Below are 18066 nucleotides of genomic sequence, written 5' to 3'. Positions count from 1 at the left end.
TCTTACATCTCCTCGACAGGCTTAACGCCCACAACCTCAAGACCGGACGCAATGACCGTGGCAACAGCACGGATCATCGCTAGACGTGCCAGAGTCGCAGGCAAATCATCGGCAATGATGAAGCGCAGTGCTGTGTTGTCACGTCCCTTGTTCCACAATGCATGGAATTCTGCGGCAATTTCTGTCAGGAAAAAGGCAATGCGATGCGGTTCATGGGCAACGGCCGCCTGTTCGATAATCCGCGGCCACTCAGCCATGCGGCGCACCAGAAGCTTTTCATCTTCCGAACTCAGCAATGACAGGTCCGCAGTCGCCAGCGTCTTCTCCGAGAGGTCCTGTCCCGGGAAGGCTTCAGCCGCCTGTCGGAAGACCGAATTCACACGTGCATGCGCATACTGAACATAGAAAACCGGGTTGTCCTTGGACTGTTCGGTCACTTTGGCAAAATCAAACTCTAGCGCTGCGTCATTTTTACGGGTCAGCATGATGAAACGCACGACATCCTTGCCAACACGCTCAACAACATCACGCAGGGTCACGAACGTTCCGGCACGTTTCGACATTTTGACCGGTTCGCCATTGTCAAACAGGCTGACCAACTGGCAAAGTTTGACATCAAGCTCGCCCTCGCCGTGCGTGATCGCCTTGGTGGCCGCCTTCATGCGTTTGACATAGCCACCATGGTCGGCGCCAAAGATGTCGATCATCAAGTTAAAGCCGCGTTCGTACTTATCAAAGTGATAGGCAATGTCGGACGCAAAATAGGTCCAGCTACCATCCGACTTTTTCAAAGGCCGATCGACATCATCGCCAAACTCTGTTGCACGGAACAAGGTTTGCGGGCGCGGTTCCCAGTCATCAGGCTTCTTGCCTTTTGGCGGCTCCAGAACGCCGACATAGATGTCGCCTTTTTTCTCAAGATGTTCAAAGGCCGACTGGACCTTGCCCGCCTTAACCAAGCCGTCTTCGGATGTGAAGACATCATGGGAAACACCAAGAAGACGGAGGTCTTCCTTGATCAGGGCCATCATCTCGACGATGGCGAAAGCACGAAACTCTTCAAGCCATTCATCTTCCGGGGCATTCTGCCACTTGTCGCCATCGCGTTCCGCCAGCTTTTTGCCCGGCGCGACAAGATAATCCCCCGGATACAGGCCTTGCGGAATTTCACTGATCTCTTCACCAAGGGCTTCGCGATAGCGCAAATGAAGCGACCGTGCGAGGACATCTACCTGCGCACCGGCATCATTGGTGTAATATTCCTTGGTAACGGCGTAGCCCGCCTTTGCAAGCAAGTTGGCAAGCACGTCACCAACAACCGCCCCGCGGCAATGGCCGACATGCATCGGGCCGGTCGGGTTTGCCGAAACATATTCGACGTTGATTTTTTCGCCTTTGCCAAGGTCGCTATTGCCATAGGCAGTGCCGACTTCAAGGATCTGGCTGATCTGTGAAAGCCAGAACCGCTCGGCCATCCGCAGATTGATGAAACCCGGGCCGGCAATTTCGACTTCTTCGATGTGATCAAGACCACGCAGTTTTTCGGCCAGCTTTTCCGCCAGATCACGCGGCTTCATGCCAGCAGCTTTTGAAAGCAACATCGCCGCATTTGTTGCGGCATCCCCATGAGACGCATCGCGCGGCGGCTCCACCGTGACACGTGAAGTGTCGGTTCCCGCAGGGAGAACACCGTCTTTTTCAAGGGCGAGAATCTGGTTCTCGATGTCGCTTTTCAACAGGCTGAAAACATTCATGACTTGGAACTTTGTAATTTCTGGTTCTGACCGGACCGGCCAATTGACTGGCGCCTGTTTTGAGCCATTTCACCTCAAAACGCAAGTCACCCTTGTTTGGAGTGATTACAGGTTTTGACATTTCAGCCATGCGCGCTAAATACTGACTCAAATACTGCGTTCGGATCATGCTATGATGTGATCAAGGATCGCAAACACACCTGCCCCGGCAGGACAAGACCAAGGAGTGTTGAATGACCGATTCTTCTCGGCAAGTTCAAATGACTGAAAGTGCAGCAAAACGCATTCAGGAACTGATTGCCAGCGAAGGTGCTGCGAACACCATGCTGCGTTTGCAGGTGTCTGGCGGCGGTTGCAGTGGGTTCCAGTATGAGTTCTCGCTCGATTCAGACACCACTGACGAAGATCGTATCTTTGAAAACCACGGTGCGAAAATGGTGATCGACGAAGTATCCCTGGATCTTCTCGGCGGTGCAGAGATTGATTTCGTGCGTGAGTTGGTTGGCTCGGCCTTTCGTGTAAACAATCCGAATGCCACCTCTTCATGTGGCTGCGGATCAAGTTTCTCGATTTGATCCGGATCGACAAACCGATTTATAAAACGGGGTTCGTTATTGGCGAACCCCGTTTTGTTTGACCAAACACCCAAAAAACCGAGGCCCGAATGAAAATCGCCACGTGGAATGTCAACTCGATCAAGGCACGCCTGCCAAACATTCTTGACTGGCTGCAGGACGGGAAACCCGATGTCGTCCTGTTACAGGAAACCAAGACGGTTGATGACGCGTTTCCAGCGATGGAGATTGAGGACCTTGGGTACAACATCGCCATTCACGGTCAAAAGACCTACAACGGCGTTGCGATCCTTTCCAAATTCCCGATCGAAGATGTCGAACGCGGCCTGCCCGGCAATGATGATGACGAACAAGCCCGCTATATCGAGGCAACCATCGGATCCAATCGGCCGGTCCGGGTTGCATCGATCTATGTTCCAATGGGAACAGCCGTTGGTGACGAGAAATTTGATTACAAACTGAATTTCCTGGATCGCCTGATCACCCGGTTTGAGAAAATTCGTGCCAGTGGTGACGCCGCTGTCATGGGCGGCGACTACAACATCGCGCCCGACGACATGGACGTGTATGACCCCGTGAAACTGCGCGAAACGGTGCTGTGCACAACGGTTGAACGTAAACGTTTGCGCACCATGATGAATATGGGCTTTACCGATGCATTCCGGACCTTCAACCCGAAAGGTCACCAATATAGCTGGTGGGACTATCGTGCCGGTGCATGGAACAAGGATAACGGTCTTCGTATTGACCACCTCCTTCTGACCCCGGCGGCGGCAGACCGTCTGAGCGCATCGGATATCGACCGTGAACCACGCGGCAAGGAAAAGGCATCTGATCACACACCAGTCTGGTGCATGATTGACGACTGATCGCGTTCGATCACCAAAACAGCAAAAGGGCCGCAACTATCAGGATGCGACCCTTTTCTTTTATCATTGGCAACAGATTGGCTTTATTCAGCCGCCTGCTTCATCGCCATGCGATAGGCAACGATATCTTCGATGCTGATCACGACCATATCGTGGGTCTTGGCATATTCGATCAGTTCCGGCAGCCGCGCCATGGTGCCATCCGGATTGGTTACTTCACACAGCACACCAGCGGGCTTGAACCCTGCCAGACGCATCAGATCAACCGTACCTTCGGTATGGCCGCGACGTTCAAGAACACCACCCGGACGCGCACGCAGGGGGAAGACATGGCCCGGACGTGCCAGATCACTCGGTTTTGCGTCATCGGCGATGGCCGTTTTTACCGTGGTGACACGGTCCGCGGCCGATACACCGGTGGTTACACCAACCTTGGCTTCGATGGTGACGGTGAACCCCGTTCCCATGCTGGATGTGTTGTCAGCAACCATGGGCGGCAGTTCAAGTTCAGTTGCCTTCTCGTCGGTCAGGCACAGGCAGACGATACCGCTACAATCACGGATGAGCATCGCCATTTGTTCATTGGTCAGATTTTCTGCTGAAAAGATCAGATCGCCTTCATTTTCGCGATCTTCATCGTCAACAACCAGAACGCCTTTGCCCTGGCTCAGATCATCAAGCGCACGTTCCATGCGCGCATGCGAATCGCCAAAGATCGACAGATCGGATTGTTTTTCAATACTCTGATTCATAACCGTCCTCTACGGATGGGGCTTACGAACCAGGGCAACAAAGAAAGGCCCGCTTTGCGACAAATTTCACAATGCGGTCGCAGGCAGACGGCATACCAGTCACGCCAAGGCGTTCCTGTCACGACCGTCACGCTTTATCCTCTCCCATCCGGACTGTTACCGTCGGCTCCGGAATCTCACCGGATCTGCTGACCCCAAAAGTCTTGCGACCGATGGGCGCTCGCGGGCTTACCAAAACTGGTTTACCGCCGGTCGGGATTTTCACCCTGCCCTGAGAATAAGCGCCGTGTTTCAACGACAAACGTTGACCATAATTGATCAACACGCGCACTTTATGAAAGCGCGCCAGTGTTGTCAAACGCCATAAAACCCTTAAAACCTTGTGGTTTAAATGTCTGAAAGCAGTTTGCCTGCACGGAAATGGAAATCACATCCGTTATTGCGGGCTTCGCGCGGCGCCCATTGGCAAACGGCGCATTTTTTGTCCGATGATCTGCTTTTGGATTTGCATTCCCGATGAAGATAGCCGCCAAGCATCGCGTCGATATAGCTGCCTTCAAAGACATCCACACCCAGACTGCGGCCCATGCGTAACGCCGTTCGGCTGTCGCACCGTGTAAGGATCAGGCTGCGGTCGGCAAACAAAACAGCAAACTCCCGCAGTCTTTCGGCGACTTCCGCGCGACGCGATCCGACAATGTTCTGGTCCCATATGACCTTGATGAAATCGACATTCATCTTGCGCGGCGACAGAAATTCGAGTGCTGGCAACGTGATGCGATCAAGACCAACCTGTATCCCCAAGGAATGCAGGAATTCGCACGCGTCTTCAAATTCCCACCAGTTTGCGATCGCGTTCTCCATGGAAAACTCGATGGCCATGTTTTCGATCAGTTTACCGTCATGTTCAGCGATGAAATCGGTAAACTTGTCGCTGTGAACTGTCTGGATTTGCATGTTCAAATGCAGTCGGTCTGGTAAAATGGACGGTGCCAGTGCTGCCGTAACATCCATGACTTTTTCATCGAGAACACGCGACAGGATTTCGATCTCGCCCGGCCCTTCCAACAGGAAACTGGCAAGATGGTTTTGGCGCAGGTAATCAAGCGAACAATAAATCTCGTGGCCCAACACCTCGCGGCGAGTGTCATCAAAACAGACGATGGCCTGGCGCCGGCATGAGTCGAATACAGCCTCTGTCGTGATCGCGCCACGCAGCATATCAGCCATATCAAAGCGCACGGAAACGTCACTGCTTGGTCTTTCTGCAAGTGTGATGCCGAGTAAATCTGCCAACTTCTCCTGATCCTTGGGCCATTCAAAGCGGTTCCAGAGATTGGTTGGAATATGGCCAAGGCCCTGACGGTTCAGGACATCGGTCAGAATTTCCCGGATATGCTCGACAAAGGTGTTGTCATCGTTTGTCCACGATCCTGCATGCACAAAAGCCACCATGCCGTTTTCCAGGCGATGGACCTTGGTGTTCTCGGGGAGATTGTGGAAAGCATCCCGGGTAATGGCCTGATAGTCATCGGTGCCAAGACGCAAGTCAGCCGGAATATTCAGGATCCCAAACGAAATCGCTTTGCCTTTGGCCGCGTTTTTACGCAGGCTTTCGACAAAGCGACTGATCGTGACAGGTGGTTTGGTGGTGTGCGCGTTCATATGCATTCCAGTTTGAATTGCAGCTGAACATACGTCACTAAAGTGGTGAATTCAACCTAAATTACTATACCATCGCATAGCTCCGCCTCCACCCTTAGAGCAAGGTCGGTAAAGAAGGTTTTTGCCGGCACACCGACAACATAGCCATCAATTCGGTCAACAACACGCAATCCCTGCAGCGCATTGGCGGTAAACACGGCATCGAACTCTTTGAGCTCTTCTGGTGCCTTCGGCTCGAAAGTCACTTCAATCTCAGATTCTTCGGCAACTTGCAGCACGTAATCGCGGGCAAGCCCACAAAGGATCCCGGTATCCTCATCCGGCGTCCACAGGGTTTCCCCGGTGATACCAAACAGATTGGCAACCGTCGTTTCCGCCACATGGCCGTCAGCCGACAGAATAAGCGCGTCTTGCGCACCGTATTTCTGTACTTCCTGTTTAGCCGCGATGTTGTCCATATAGTTGGTACTTTTGATGTTACCCGCGACCGAATGCGGGTTTCGGCGCACTTTCTGTGACGTCGCCAGGGTCAGACCGATATTCGGGTCCAGCGGATCAAAAGGCTCTGCAGTAATCAGGATGGTCGGATCCGGCGACCCCGGTGGCAGCAATCCACGTTCGCCCGGGCCGCGTGACACCGTCATACGGACAACCGCATCCTTGCGGTGAATTTGCTCAAACAGCTTCGCAACGATTTCAGCGACTTCTTCTGTCTCGGGCAACAGGTCAAGCGGAAACTCAATCAACTCGGCATGGTGGTCAAGCCGTCCCATATGAGCTTCCAGCCAGGCAATTTTCCCTTCGTGCGCACGCATGGTTTCAAAGAAACCATCACCCAGCAGGAAGCCACGATCCGTTACCGGAATGGACGCTTCATCAAGATCACGAAAACTGCCATTCATCCAAACCTGCATAGCCTGGTCCCTTTTAATCGTTATCGGCTCCCTGCCCGGAAGCACGTTTCAGAAAGTTCGCCAACAGCGCGTGGCCCTGTTCCGTAAGCACGGCCTCGGGGTGGAACTGAACACCGTAAATCGGCAAGGTCGCATGGGCAAATGCCATGACTTCTCCGTCCGGGCCTGTTGCTGTCTCGATCAAAGTGCCATCATTTGGCAAATCAACGATTAACGAGTGATATCGCGTGACTTGCAAAGGATTGTTTAATCCGGCAAACAAATCGTCCCCGCTATGCCGGATCGATGATGTCATCCCGTGAACCGGCCGTTTCGCGCGCTTGACCGTTCCACCGAATGCTTGGGCGATAGACTGATGCCCAAGGCAAACGCCAAGCATCGGAAACTCGGTTTTTAGCGCGTTGATCAATTCCAGACTGTTTCCCGCCTCATCCGGTCCGCAGGGTCCCGGCGAAAAGACGATCGCCAACGGTTTAAGGGCACGAACGTCTGCCACCGTGATCTCATCGTTTCGAACAACCGTGACCGCATGTCCGAGTTCCTCAAGATAGCGGGCAAGATTGAAGACAAAAGAATCATAATTATCGATCAGCAGGATCATAGCAGATCCTCGGCACTTAATCCGAACAACTCAAACATCTTGGCGGCTTTAACCAGCGTTTCCTCGTATTCCGCTGCCGGGTCGCTGTCCGCAACGATCCCGCCGCCAACATTGAAGGCCATCTTGCCGCCATTTATGCTAAGCGTTCGGATGGCAATGTTTGTGTCCATCGCCCCATCAAATCCGATATAGCCAATAGCACCGCAATAGGCACCGCGCGTTGTTTTCTCGAGTTCGGTGATGATCTCCATCGCGCGAATTTTGGGCGCACCAGTGATCGACCCACCGGGGAAACATGCGCGCAATGCATCGACAGCCGTTTTGCCTTCTCGCAGTTCGCCTGTCACGGTGGACACCAGATGATGCACATTGGCATAGCTTTCCAACGCGCAGATCACCGGTGTTTTCACAGTGTGAGGATTACTCACCTTTGAAAGGTCATTGCGCAAAAGATCAACGATCATAACGTTTTCTGCGCGATCCTTTGGCGATAACATTAATTCCTGTGCCAGTTCGGCATCGCTTAAAGGTGTCTCGCCGCGCGGCCTGGTGCCCTTGATCGGCTTGGTTTCGACCTGCCGGTTTCTGACCCTGAGGAACCGTTCCGGCGAATTTGACAGCACCGCCACATCCCCGAAATTCAGGAATGCGCCAAAGGGGGCGGAACTGATATCACGCAACCGGCGATAAAGATCAAACCGCTTTGGAATGGCATCGCGTGCGTACTCTGCGCGGAAGCTTTGCGACAGGTTGACCTGAAAGATGTCACCGGCAAATATGTAATCAATCACGCGCTGTACGGCGGCTTCGTAGCTGGCGCGATCAAAGTTTGACTGCCAGGTCGAAACGTTTGGTACATGCGGCACAGCGGGCGTATCAATCAGCGGGCGTGCAAGTCTTAGATACTTGCTTATCAAGGCCATACGATCATTTGCTCGCTGATCGCGCTTTGGACCTTCGGTCTCTGGAATGCCGGTGGAAATGAGCCACATCCGCCGGTCAATCTGATCAAATGCGATCACCAGATCATAAATCCCGACGGCCAAGTCCGGCATTGAAAGCCAGTCGTCCGGTGCTGTGGGCAACAACTCTGTCTGATGCGCCAACTCATAGCCAAAATAGCCAACAGCACCGCCCTGAAACGGCGGCAGGTCCGGCTTCGCTTCGATCTGATAGCGCGCCAACAGATCGCCAAGGACGTCAAACGGGTTTCCCGGAATTTCAAAGCCATCCAGCACCGCCTGCCCGTTCTTTGCCGTCAATTTATGCAGTGGCGACACGACAATGTAGGAGAACCGGTCACGGTCACCAGAATCCAAAAAATGGCTATCGGCAAATGGCGCAAACGCGCCATAGGCATCAACGGGTTCGATATAGGGGCATTCTTCAATCAGCATTGGGCCGGCGCATTCTTATCGACTGGACGCGACGAAAATCGTCATTCCATGGGGGTTCTTGTCGCTCACAGGAACGGGCGACGCCAATCTAAGCGATTCTGCATGATCGGGTGAAGATTTTTGCGACATTACGACAGTTCAATTGAACCCAGAACAAAAAAGGCCAACCAAAGATGGCTGGCCTTTCTCGCAGATTGGTCGGAAACCCTACATCGCGGCAATACGCGCAAAAGCTTCGTTAAGCTTGGCAAGGGTATCACGTGCTTCTTCAAGCTTGGCTTTTTCGGCCGTGACGATGTGCTCAGGTGCGCGGCTGACGAACTTCTCGTTCGAAAGCTTGCCTTCCTGGGCCTTGATGTATTTCGTCTTGTCCTGAATTTCCTTTTCAAGACGTGCTTTTTCAGCCGCAACATCAATGAAATCGGCAACCGAAACAAAGACCGTCACACCATCAACCACAGTCTGGATCGCACCTTTGGCAATCGCCTCGACATCGCCCTGCCCCTTAAAGGCAACATCTGCAACGCGCGCGAGGCGCTTGACCTGTGCTTCCTGTGCCGTGACAGCCGCTTTCATGGCGTCGGTGGCATCAACCAGATAGATCGGAACTTCGGCCGCCGGCGGCACATTCATTTCAGAACGGACACCACGGATGTCACCAATCAGGCGGATGGCCAGATCGACCTCGGCCTCGGCTTCACGATCAATCAGGGCGTCGTCAAACTGCGGATACCCTTCGGCGATCAGCATTTTGGCACGACTATCGGCGGTTTTTTCCCAAAGTTCTTCGGTGATGAACGGCATGACCGGATGCAAGATCAACAGGATCTGATCAAGAACCCACGCGGTAACCGCGCGAATTTCCGCCTTGGCTTCTTCGTCACTGCCCATCAGAACCGGTTTCGCCAGTTCCAGATACCAGTCACAGAAAGAACCCCAAACAAACTGATAGGCACTGCTGGCGGCATCGTTGAACCGATAGGTTTCAATGCCGGTGCCAACGGCCTTGGCCGCTTCAACCGTTTTGCCAACGATCCAACGACCAAGGGTCGATTTCACACCCGCCGGATCAAAGCCATCAATCGGTTTGCATTCATTCATTTCGGCAAAGCGGGCCGCATTCCAAAGCTTGGTCGCGAAGTTGCGATAGCCTTCAACACGAGATGCGGCAAGCTTGATGTCGCGCCCCTGGGCGGCCAATGCTGTCAGGGTAAAGCGCAGCGCATCACAGCCATATTCGTCAATGATCTCAAGCGGATCGATAACGTTGCCCTTGGATTTTGACATCTTCTGGCCGTGCTCATCACGCACCAGCGCATGAATGTAAACGTCACGGAACGGGACTTTGCCGTCCATGAAATACATGCTCATCATGATCATCCGGGCAACCCAGAAGAAGATGATGTCAAACCCGGTGACCAGAACATCGCTCGGATAATATTTGGCAAGTTCCGGGGTCTTTTCCGGCCAGCCCAGCGTCGAATACGGCCAGAGACCGGATGAGAACCAGGTATCAAGAACGTCGGTTTCCTGGGTCAGTTCGACATCCTTGCCATAATGTGCCTTGGCAGCTGCCAAGGCTTCTTCCTCGGTTTCTTCAACGAAGAATTCCCCATCGGGGCCAAACCATGCCGGAATACGATGCCCCCACCAAAGCTGACGGGAGATACACCATGGCTGGATGTTACGCATCCATTCGAAATAGGTGTTTTCCCAGTTCTTCGGCACAAAGCGAATGCGGCCATCCTCAACCGCCTCGGTGGCGGGCTTGGCAAGAACCTCGGCATTTACAAACCACTGATCGGTCAGATACGGCTCGATCACAACGTTCGAACGGTCGCCGTATGGAACCATGTGAACGGTATCCTCGATCTTTTCAAGCAGACCGAGTTCGTCCATCTTTGCAACGATCAGTTTGCGAGCCTCAAAGCGATCAAGGCCACGGTATTCCTCGGGCGCTTCATCATTGATGCGCGCATAATCATCAAGGATGTTGATCTTTTCCAGACCAGCACGTTTGCCGACCTCAAAGTCATTGAAATCATGCGCCGGTGTGATCTTAACAGCACCCGATCCTTTTTCCGGATCAGCATATTCGTCGGCGACGATCTTGATGCGGCGTCCAACAATCGGAAGAATGCAGTATTTCCCGATCAGATCTTGATAGCGTTCGTCATCTGGATGGACGGCAACGCCGGTATCGCCCAGCATCGTCTCGGGACGTGTGGTGGCAACGGTGATGAACTCGCCGTCACGGCCTTCGATCGGATATTTGAAGTGCCAATAATGGCCTTTGACTTCTTTCTGAACGACTTCAAGATCGGAAATCGCGGTCAGAAGTTTCGGATCCCAGTTCACCAGACGCTTGTCGCGGTAAATCAGCCCATCCTTGTGCAGTTTCACGAACACCTTGCGGACCGCAGCAGACAGGCCATCATCCATGGTAAAGCGTTCACGCGGCCAATCGGGCGACGCGCCCAGACGGCGCAGCTGATTGGTGATGGTGCCGCCAGACTTTTCTTTCCACTCCCAGACCTTCTCAACAAACTTTTCACGGCCAAGGTCATGGCGTGTGACGTTCTGTTCGCCAAGCTGGCGTTCAACGACCATCTGGGTCGCGATGCCGGCATGGTCGGTACCCGGTTGCCAAAGGGTATCCTTGCCCTTCATCCGGTTATAGCGGACCAGGATATCCTGAAGCGTGAAGGTCAGTGCATGCCCCATGTGGAGGCTACCGGTCACGTTGGGCGGCGGCATCATGATGACATAGGGATCGGCACTGGATGCCGGATCAGCGGCAAATGCCCCTGCTTTTTCCCATTTATCGTAAAGTCTGCCTTCAACATCGGCCGGGTTGTAGGTCTTCTCCAACATGGTCTTTTGATCCGCTGCGGGTTTAATTGTTTATCCAAAGAAAAAGCGGCGCACCGTTGGCGCGCCGCTCGAATGTCAAAATCGGCTCGCCTACAGGTCTTCGGCGCGGTTCACAATCCGCTCGATTTCCTTTTTCACAAGGCGTTCGATCATATAGGGAAGGTTTTCGTCAAGCCATTCCTTAAGCAACGGGCGCAGCATATCGCGCACCAGATCCTCAAGGGTTGCGTGACCCGCATTGATGCCAAGGGCAACTGCGCGTTTCTTTGCAACAGCTTGCGCCAGTTCCGAGATGGTTCCGGTGGCCGTCGATTCCGTCAAATTCGAAATCAGCGGTTCGTCGTCTTCATCATCGTAAAGGGCTGGCATTGCCGGTTCGGGCTCTGGTTCCGGTTCCGGCTCGTCGAATTCTTCTTCCAGAGGTGTTTCATCGAAATCGAGCATATCGTCGAGTTCGAGTTCTTCCTCTTCTTCCGGCTCGTCAAGCTCCAGTTCCTCGGGTTCTTCCTCGAACTCAAGTTCCTCAGGCTCTTCGTCAAGCACAAGTTCGTCGATTTCTTCTTCAGGCTCGGGTTCTGGTTCCGGCTCGGGCTCAGGTTCTGGCTCCGGTTCCGGCGTCGGTTCGGGTTCAGGAGCAGCTTCCTGTTTTTCTTCATCCCCCTCATCGGCAAGAATCTTGCGGATGGACTGGAGGATATCCTCCATGGAAGGTTCTTGTTGCCCGTCACTCATAATTAAACTTCCGCACTAGTGTCATTTAACCAGACCGATCCGACCCAAGTTCGAAGGCAGGATGTCGCCACCCTGCCCCGACCATCAACCAATCAATCCGTTCCCCACCACTGGTCCTTGACCTTGTTATAGTTGGACTCAGTGTCATAAATTTCGACCGGCAGACCAAGGACCTGCGCATTAAGCGCTCCCATGGCAGCCTTAACCTGAAACTCGGCAACCGCAGCGTCACGGCGCGACCCCACAAGATCCACACGGGCCTGCAACAGTTCCTGTTCCTGATCAAGAACATCAAGAACGGTACGCGATCCAACCGATGCTTCACGCTGAACACCATCAAGGGCGACTTCAGCTGATGATACCTGTGCCTGCTGCGATTCGATGCTTGCACGTGCAGTGACAAGCGTCTCCCAGGCACTGGTTGCGTTTTCAATTACGGAACGGCGCGCTTCATCAATCTGGATCCGGGCCTGACCGGCGGTCTGCTTTGCCGAACGCACGTTCGAGAACACAGCACCCTGCTGGTACAGCGGAATCGAGACTGACGCGATAATGTCCGCCGTATCAGACGTGAAATCATCGTTCGAGGCTTCATGCTGACGCTCAACCCCGGCAGCAAGGCTTACTTCCGGATAAAGCGAACCTTCGCTCAGACGAATGTCGGACTGAGCAGCTTCTTCGCTGTAAATTGCCTGCAAGACATCAGGGTGCTGACCCTGTGCAATCGTCAGAACATCGGAAATGCTTGTCGGAAGTCCCGAGAGCGCATTGGGAATTTCAAGATCGCTTGGCGGATTCCCGACAAGGCGCTCGTATTGCGCCCGGGTATTGGCCAAGGCACCCTGTGCCGAGATCAAATTGGCCTTTGCACCTGCAAGGCGCGCTTCGGCCTGGGAGACGTCCGTACGGGTCACCTCGCCAACATCAAAACGATCACGGGTTGCTTCAAGCTGACGCTCCAGAACGCGAACGTTGTTCTGATTAAGCTCAACAACCGCAGTATCACGCAAAACGTTGAAATACGCCGTTGCCACCTGAAGCATGACGTCTTGTTCGGTCGAGCGCAGCGACGCGCGGGCAGCCTTGATGCGGGCCTCTGCACGTTCGGTTTCTGCCGTGGTACGGCCGCCACGATAAAGCGGCTGCGTAACGTTGAGGCCAACCGTATAAGGCGTCAGGCTGTTATCTGTTTTCGTGCCGTTGACTTCTGTTTCGGTATCACGAACGCCTGCGCTACCAGAAAGGCTTACACTCGGCCGCCAGTTTGACAATGCCGAGGAAATTTCTTCATCGGTCGAACGAAGTGCCGCACGACCGGCTTCGAGTGTCGGGTTGCTCTGGTACGCCTTGATAAGTGCGTCTTCCAGGCTTTCTGCAGAAGCGCCGCTGGCAACAATGCCGCCGGTCGCCAGAATACTGCAGGTCAGCAAGAACCGTTTGATCATTTATCTACCCTTGTAAAATCCTACACCAAGTCCCGACCCCGGCGCAGTTTCACGTATGGTAACGACGGAAGGAAAATTTTCCAAGAAAAGAGGCATTTGCATCAAAAAAAAGTAATTTGCCCCGTTTCTCCGTCATCGCCGTTTTCAATCGTAGCGGCTCATATCGCGCTCAACTTCAAGCGCCCATGCATCTATACCGCCGCGAACATTAAAAAGCTCTTTAAATCCATGATCCTCAAGCAACAGGCCCGCATGGCGACTGCGAACGCCATGATGACAAATGATCGCCAAAGGCATATCAGGCGCCAGTTCATCCAACCTTCCCGATAGTTGGGAAAGAGGAATATGGAGCGCCTGATCTATCGCGCAGATTTCAAGTTCCCAATCTTCGCGGACATCAAGCAAGGCAATCGGTGCATTCGCATCAAGCCGTGACGCAAGTTCAGCACAACTGATGTCGAACACCGTCAAACCTCAATCAGAATACAAAGCTTTCTGCCGGCTCAAATCCCGGAAGATACGGAATGTTCGCATCAAACAGATCGCGATGCCCGGTAACACCATTTTCGCGCTCGTAAAGGCGTGCAACGCCTACCTTGCCCGGTTCACGCACCACGGCGAGCAAACGACCACCTTCGGAAACCTGTTCAAGGATACCCGCCGGAACTTCGGCGACAGCGCCATCGAAGACGATGACGTTGTAAGGAGCCTGTTTGGCATACCCTGAAGCCAGATCACCTTCGACAACAATGACATTGTCATAGTTGAGCTTCTGGAAGGTCGCCTCGGCAGCAGCAGCCATATCCTTGTCGCTTTCAACAGATACCACGGTTTCTGCCACGCGCGAGATCAACGCGCTGGAATAGCCGTACCCGGCACCAATCACCAGGGCAACATCCGTTTCAGCAATCTCGGCATTTTGCATAAGGCGCGCGATCACCATCGGCTCCATGGCAAAACGCCCGGCACCCACGGCGATATCCTCGTCGATATAGGCAACGCCGCGCTTGCCTTCCGGCAGGAACAGTTCGCGCGGAACCCCTTCCATCGCTGCAATGACCAGCGGATCGGTAACCTTGTTGGTCCGAACCTGATTTTCGACCATGTTATGGCGCGCGATTTGGTAATCCATGATTATCTGACCTGAAAATTCTCGCGAGAAACAGACCACAGTCCTCTTGTTGTCCCCAAAGACGGCTGCGGCAATTGCCCTGTTTATAGTCAGCACATAAGCAACTGACAACATCGGATCAATGTGTGGCTTCGATTTTAACACATTGAGGGCACTAAAAGATTGACCTTTGCGCGCTCATATCCGCGCAAAGAGTCTTTTGATAAGGCAACTGCGCACCTGTTTATGCCGGGAACTCGGCCCTATACGATGCCACCTGCTCCGTACTCATATGAAATATGTTTCTGCGTTGTCAGATCGTTACACAGCAATCCGCCCGTCAAAACACAACAAAAATTTTACAACCGTCACTTGAAACGACCTCCGTCGCGCTAAACATAACCCAACGTATAGTCTTTGGCGCGCATTGCACGCAGTAACACCGACAAAACGAATTAATTTCGTACAGCGGGTTCTGCTGTCGCGCTTGGGGTGACTGACGCAAATTGTCTCGGCATGAGATTTGGGGGAAAATAATGCGTGATAATGGTCCTGTAACCAATCGCGAAGTCCTGATGAATGACGATGATATTCTCGTCTCCGGGACAGATACGGGTGGGCGCATCAAGTTCGCCAACAAATCCTTTGTGGATATTAGCGGCTTTACAGACGACGAACTGATCGGCTCGCCGCACAATGTTGTACGCCACAGCGATATGCCCAAAGAGGCGTTCGCAAACCTTTGGGAAACGATCAAAGCCGGACTTCCCTGGCAAGGTCTGGTCAAAAACCGCTCCAAAAATGGTGACCATTATTGGGTTCGCGCAACCGTTACCCCAACCCTGGAAAAGGGTGAGGTCACAGGTTATGTGTCGATCCGCACCAAACCAACGGACGCAGAAAAGAGGCGTGCCGAAAGCACTTATGCCGACTTGCGCAAGGGACAGGCAAAAAATGTCGGCCTTGAATATGGTGAGATTGTAGATACCAGCACCAAGGCAAAATTGGGCAACTTCCTGTCCAGTATCAAAGGCAGCCTGACCGTTGCATTTGGCACCATGGTCATTCTGATGATGCTGATCGGTGGATATGGGCTGTGGGGCCAATACAACACTGAGAAGGCGCTGATAAGCCTCTATGACAATCGGGTAAAACCGCTGAACTTGCTCAAACAGATATCCGATGATTACGCTGTTTTCGTTGTTGATGCCTCTCACAAGGTTCGCAATGGCAACTTTTCGTGGCAGGAAGGCATTGAAAGCGTTGATGTGGCAAGGACACGCATTAAGGAGAACCTTGACCTTTACCTCAATCGTGAATTGGGCCGTCGGGAAACGCCAATCGTTCAGGAAGTCCGCGGCATGCTGCCCGTCGCTGACGAACTGGTCGACCGCCTGCGACAGATTTTAGTCGCCGAGGATAGCGCAGCCCTTGATGCCCTGGTCAGGGAAGAGCTTTACCAGAAAATCGATCCGCTGACCGAACTCATCGGCAATCTGTCTGTTCTTCAAAACCTGATCGCTGGCGAACGGGTCGAACAGGCGCGCGCAGATTTCGTTCAGACCCTGATTATTGAACTCGTTCTCGTTGCACTCGCCATCATCTTGACAGTGATTTATGGTGGATGGTTGATCAAGAAGCTCAGACGGCCGCTTGCACAGATGGAAAATCATTTCGAAGCCATCGAAACCAATGATTCGAGCTATTTGATTGAACTGCCATCCGTTTCCGATTTCAAACCGACGATACAGCAATTGCGCGCTTTGCACGCCAAGCTTTGCTACGCCAGGCTCGAACGCGAAGAGAATGAATCAAGGTCCAACCTACAACGCGTTGGCGCGCTGCGTGGCCTAGCCGAGACCGTCGAGCAAGAACTGCAAAAGGTTGTTCAGTCAATTATTGATCAAACAGGGCGTTTGAATGCGGCCGCTGTTGATATGGCAGGCTCTTCAGAGCGTGTTTCGGAAAACTCTGAGAGTGTTGCTGCTGCCGCACACGAAGCCTTGGCGAACGCGGAAACCGTCTCTGGTGCATCCGAAGAGCTGGCGGCGTCAATCCGCGAAATTACGCGCCAAATCGAAGAAGCAACAAGCCTGACAGCAGAAGCCAACCGGGCTGGTGAAAGCGCAGAAAACACGGTCAAATCACTGAAAGATAGCGTTGATCGCATTGGCGAGGTTGCCGAACTGATCGGTGATATTGCTGCTCAGACCAACCTTCTTGCGTTGAACGCAACCATTGAGGCCGCCCGCGCCGGTGATGCGGGCAAAGGTTTCGCGGTTGTCGCCCAGGAAGTTAAAAACCTTGCCAATCAGACCGCCAAATCCACCGAGGAAATCACCCGTCAACTGGGAGAAATCCAGAATGTGACCGGTTCGGTGGTTGAAACTGTCCAGCAAATGACTTCAAGCATCCGCCGCGTTGACGAAGTCGCCTCCAACGTTGCGGTCAGCGTGCGCCAGCAGGACGATGCAACCCAGGAAATCGCCCGTAACGTGGTTCAGACAGCAGAAGCATCGAACGAAGTGACCGAAAAGATCGGCCATGTTGCCTCCGAGGCGCAAGACAACCTCACTCGTGCGGCTGATATGAACAAAATCGCCGAAGAAGTTGATGAGAGCATCGCTGAACTTCGTAAGAGCCTTGTTCGAATCGTTCGTACTGCCACGCCGGAAGTAAACCGTCGCAAGGATCCCCGGTACGAAGCTCAACTCGCCGTAACAGTGAAGGTCAACGGGAAGTCCATCCGTGGTCAGACCATCGATATATCGGCGGGCGGTGTAAAGGTCTCGCTCGTTGAGGCGATCAAGGAAGGCACAAAGGGCGAGATCACCATCGAAGGCCCGAACACCACCATTCCGTTTGAGGTTGAAAACAGTCTCGATACCATCGCAAACCTCGATTTCGCACCGAGTAAGATCCGCGAGGAAAGATTGAAACCGTGGCTTGAGAACCGCTTTGGTAAAGCCAAAGGCTAGCCCTTTGACCAACTGTGGGATGACATTCCCATAAGCTTTTACGACCACCCGGGAAGTTTTCCCGGGTGGTTTGTTCTTTTTCTTAGCACTAATCCCCAAGCCTTCAGAAAAATGTAAAATTGGGTGCTTGACGGCGTGCGTTTGTTGAGGCTATACACCGCTCCAGCCAACGCGAAGGCGCGATGGCGGAGTGGTTACGCAGAGGACTGCAAATCCTTGCACGCCGGTTCGATTCCGGCTCGCGCCTCCACTGATCCGGCATAGCTCAGTTGGTAGAGCAAATGACTGTTAATCATTGGGTCGCAGGTTCGAGTCCTGCTGCCGGAGCCATAAACCCCTGGAACTCTGTTCCGGGGGTTTTTGCTTTCCGGGCCAATATAACTCCGCATTTATTCCAAG

Annotated in this window: 14 protein-coding genes, 2 tRNA genes and 1 riboswitch; of the genes, 5 read left to right on the top strand and 11 right to left on the bottom strand. The window is 53.2% G+C overall.

Annotated features, from left to right (window positions below; translation table 11 throughout):
- Positions 1-2: 2 nt before the first annotated feature.
- Entirely contained in the window at positions 3-1754 is a 1752-nt protein-coding gene (gene argS, locus AC5Q5A_RS05565; RefSeq protein ID WP_493894625.1) for an arginine--tRNA ligase, read from the bottom strand.
- 233 nt (positions 1755-1987) lie between these two features.
- Here argS and erpA point away from each other — a divergent pair, with 233 nt between their 5' ends.
- Positions 1988-2329, top strand: a complete 342-nt coding sequence (gene erpA / locus AC5Q5A_RS05560; protein ID WP_008890980.1) for an iron-sulfur cluster insertion protein ErpA — start codon at positions 1988-1990, stop codon at positions 2327-2329.
- An 89-nt stretch (positions 2330-2418) separates the two neighbouring features.
- Positions 2419-3198: an exodeoxyribonuclease III gene (gene xth, locus AC5Q5A_RS05555; RefSeq protein ID WP_008890979.1), complete on the top strand. Its 780-nt coding sequence runs from the start codon at positions 2419-2421 to the stop codon at positions 3196-3198.
- 83 nt (positions 3199-3281) lie between these two features.
- Here xth and ribB read toward each other — a convergent pair whose 3' ends face one another.
- The 10 genes from ribB to AC5Q5A_RS05505 all read right to left on the bottom strand — a co-directional run bounded on the left by ribB (position 3282) and on the right by AC5Q5A_RS05505 (position 14710).
- The gene (gene ribB / locus AC5Q5A_RS05550) at positions 3282-3950 is read right to left on the bottom strand and encodes a 3,4-dihydroxy-2-butanone-4-phosphate synthase (protein WP_493894624.1); all 669 of its coding nucleotides are present in this window, start codon (positions 3948-3950) and stop codon (positions 3282-3284) included.
- A 132-nt stretch (positions 3951-4082) separates the two neighbouring features.
- Positions 4083-4233, bottom strand: a riboswitch (FMN riboswitch).
- Positions 4234-4337: 104 nt separating this feature from the next.
- The gene (locus AC5Q5A_RS05545) at positions 4338-5615 is read right to left on the bottom strand and encodes an EAL domain-containing protein (protein ID WP_475352179.1); all 1278 of its coding nucleotides are present in this window, start codon (positions 5613-5615) and stop codon (positions 4338-4340) included.
- A 56-nt stretch (positions 5616-5671) separates the two neighbouring features.
- A complete protein-coding gene (locus tag AC5Q5A_RS05540; RefSeq protein ID WP_493894623.1) occupies positions 5672-6529 on the bottom strand; it encodes an aminotransferase class IV in 858 nt (285 codons plus the stop codon).
- Positions 6530-6542: 13 nt separating this feature from the next.
- A complete protein-coding gene (locus AC5Q5A_RS05535) occupies positions 6543-7130 on the bottom strand; it encodes an anthranilate synthase component II (RefSeq protein WP_493894622.1) in 588 nt (195 codons plus the stop codon).
- Positions 7127-8527, bottom strand: coding sequence for an aminodeoxychorismate synthase component I (pabB, locus tag AC5Q5A_RS05530; protein ID WP_493894621.1), 1401 nt, complete (start codon positions 8525-8527; stop codon positions 7127-7129). The genes AC5Q5A_RS05535 and pabB overlap by 4 nt, the downstream gene beginning before the upstream one ends.
- A 207-nt stretch (positions 8528-8734) precedes the next feature.
- A complete protein-coding gene (locus AC5Q5A_RS05525; RefSeq protein ID WP_493894620.1) occupies positions 8735-11401 on the bottom strand; it encodes a valine--tRNA ligase in 2667 nt (888 codons plus the stop codon).
- 90 nt (positions 11402-11491) lie between these two features.
- Complete coding sequence (locus AC5Q5A_RS05520) at positions 11492-12106, bottom strand: DUF2497 domain-containing protein (protein WP_063089660.1); 615 nt, start codon at positions 12104-12106, stop codon at positions 11492-11494.
- Positions 12107-12225: 119 nt separating this feature from the next.
- Positions 12226-13578, bottom strand: a complete 1353-nt coding sequence (locus AC5Q5A_RS05515) for a TolC family outer membrane protein (RefSeq protein ID WP_063089661.1) — start codon at positions 13576-13578, stop codon at positions 12226-12228.
- A 144-nt stretch (positions 13579-13722) separates the two neighbouring features.
- Entirely contained in the window at positions 13723-14043 is a 321-nt protein-coding gene (locus AC5Q5A_RS05510) for a rhodanese-like domain-containing protein (protein WP_493894619.1), read from the bottom strand.
- 13 nt (positions 14044-14056) lie between these two features.
- Entirely contained in the window at positions 14057-14710 is a 654-nt protein-coding gene (locus tag AC5Q5A_RS05505) for a protein-L-isoaspartate O-methyltransferase family protein (protein ID WP_493894618.1), read from the bottom strand.
- A gap of 515 nt (positions 14711-15225) precedes the next feature.
- Between AC5Q5A_RS05505 and AC5Q5A_RS05500 the strand changes: the two genes are divergently transcribed.
- The 3 genes from AC5Q5A_RS05500 (at position 15226) to AC5Q5A_RS05490 (ending at position 17997) form a co-directional block, all read left to right on the top strand.
- Positions 15226-17667, top strand: coding sequence for a methyl-accepting chemotaxis protein (locus AC5Q5A_RS05500; protein ID WP_493894617.1), 2442 nt, complete (start codon positions 15226-15228; stop codon positions 17665-17667).
- Between the two features lie 176 nt (positions 17668-17843).
- A tRNA-Cys gene (locus AC5Q5A_RS05495) sits at positions 17844-17917 on the top strand.
- Positions 17918-17921: 4 nt separating this feature from the next.
- Positions 17922-17997, top strand: a tRNA-Asn gene (locus AC5Q5A_RS05490).
- Positions 17998-18066 lie beyond the last annotated feature (69 nt).

This window comes from Thalassospira sp. CA1 (assembly GCF_059052855.1).
The sequence above is the reverse complement of the archived record's forward strand: the minus strand, read 5'-3'. Positions and strand labels throughout refer to the sequence as shown.

What these genes read in the sequence shown, in the direction of transcription:
- ribB (WP_493894624.1), bottom strand. Translation starts at nt 3,950, where the DNA reads ATGAATCAGAGTATTGAAAAACAATCCGATCTGTCGATCTTTGGCGAT.
- argS (WP_493894625.1), bottom strand. Translation starts at nt 1,754, where the DNA reads ATGAATGTTTTCAGCCTGTTGAAAAGCGACATCGAGAACCAGATTCTC.
- AC5Q5A_RS05545 (WP_475352179.1), bottom strand. Translation starts at nt 5,615, where the DNA reads ATGAACGCGCACACCACCAAACCACCTGTCACGATCAGTCGCTTTGTC.
- AC5Q5A_RS05525 (WP_493894620.1), bottom strand. Translation starts at nt 11,401, where the DNA reads ATGTTGGAGAAGACCTACAACCCGGCCGATGTTGAAGGCAGACTTTAC.
- xth (WP_008890979.1), top strand. Translation starts at nt 2,419, where the DNA reads ATGAAAATCGCCACGTGGAATGTCAACTCGATCAAGGCACGCCTGCCA.
- AC5Q5A_RS05500 (WP_493894617.1), top strand. Translation starts at nt 15,226, where the DNA reads ATGCGTGATAATGGTCCTGTAACCAATCGCGAAGTCCTGATGAATGAC.
- erpA (WP_008890980.1), top strand. Translation starts at nt 1,988, where the DNA reads ATGACCGATTCTTCTCGGCAAGTTCAAATGACTGAAAGTGCAGCAAAA.
- AC5Q5A_RS05540 (WP_493894623.1), bottom strand. Translation starts at nt 6,529, where the DNA reads ATGCAGGTTTGGATGAATGGCAGTTTTCGTGATCTTGATGAAGCGTCC.
- AC5Q5A_RS05515 (WP_063089661.1), bottom strand. Translation starts at nt 13,578, where the DNA reads ATGATCAAACGGTTCTTGCTGACCTGCAGTATTCTGGCGACCGGCGGC.
- AC5Q5A_RS05505 (WP_493894618.1), bottom strand. Translation starts at nt 14,710, where the DNA reads ATGGATTACCAAATCGCGCGCCATAACATGGTCGAAAATCAGGTTCGG.
- AC5Q5A_RS05520 (WP_063089660.1), bottom strand. Translation starts at nt 12,106, where the DNA reads ATGGAGGATATCCTCCAGTCCATCCGCAAGATTCTTGCCGATGAGGGG.
- AC5Q5A_RS05535 (WP_493894622.1), bottom strand. Translation starts at nt 7,130, where the DNA reads ATGATCCTGCTGATCGATAATTATGATTCTTTTGTCTTCAATCTTGCC.
- pabB (WP_493894621.1), bottom strand. Translation starts at nt 8,527, where the DNA reads ATGCTGATTGAAGAATGCCCCTATATCGAACCCGTTGATGCCTATGGC.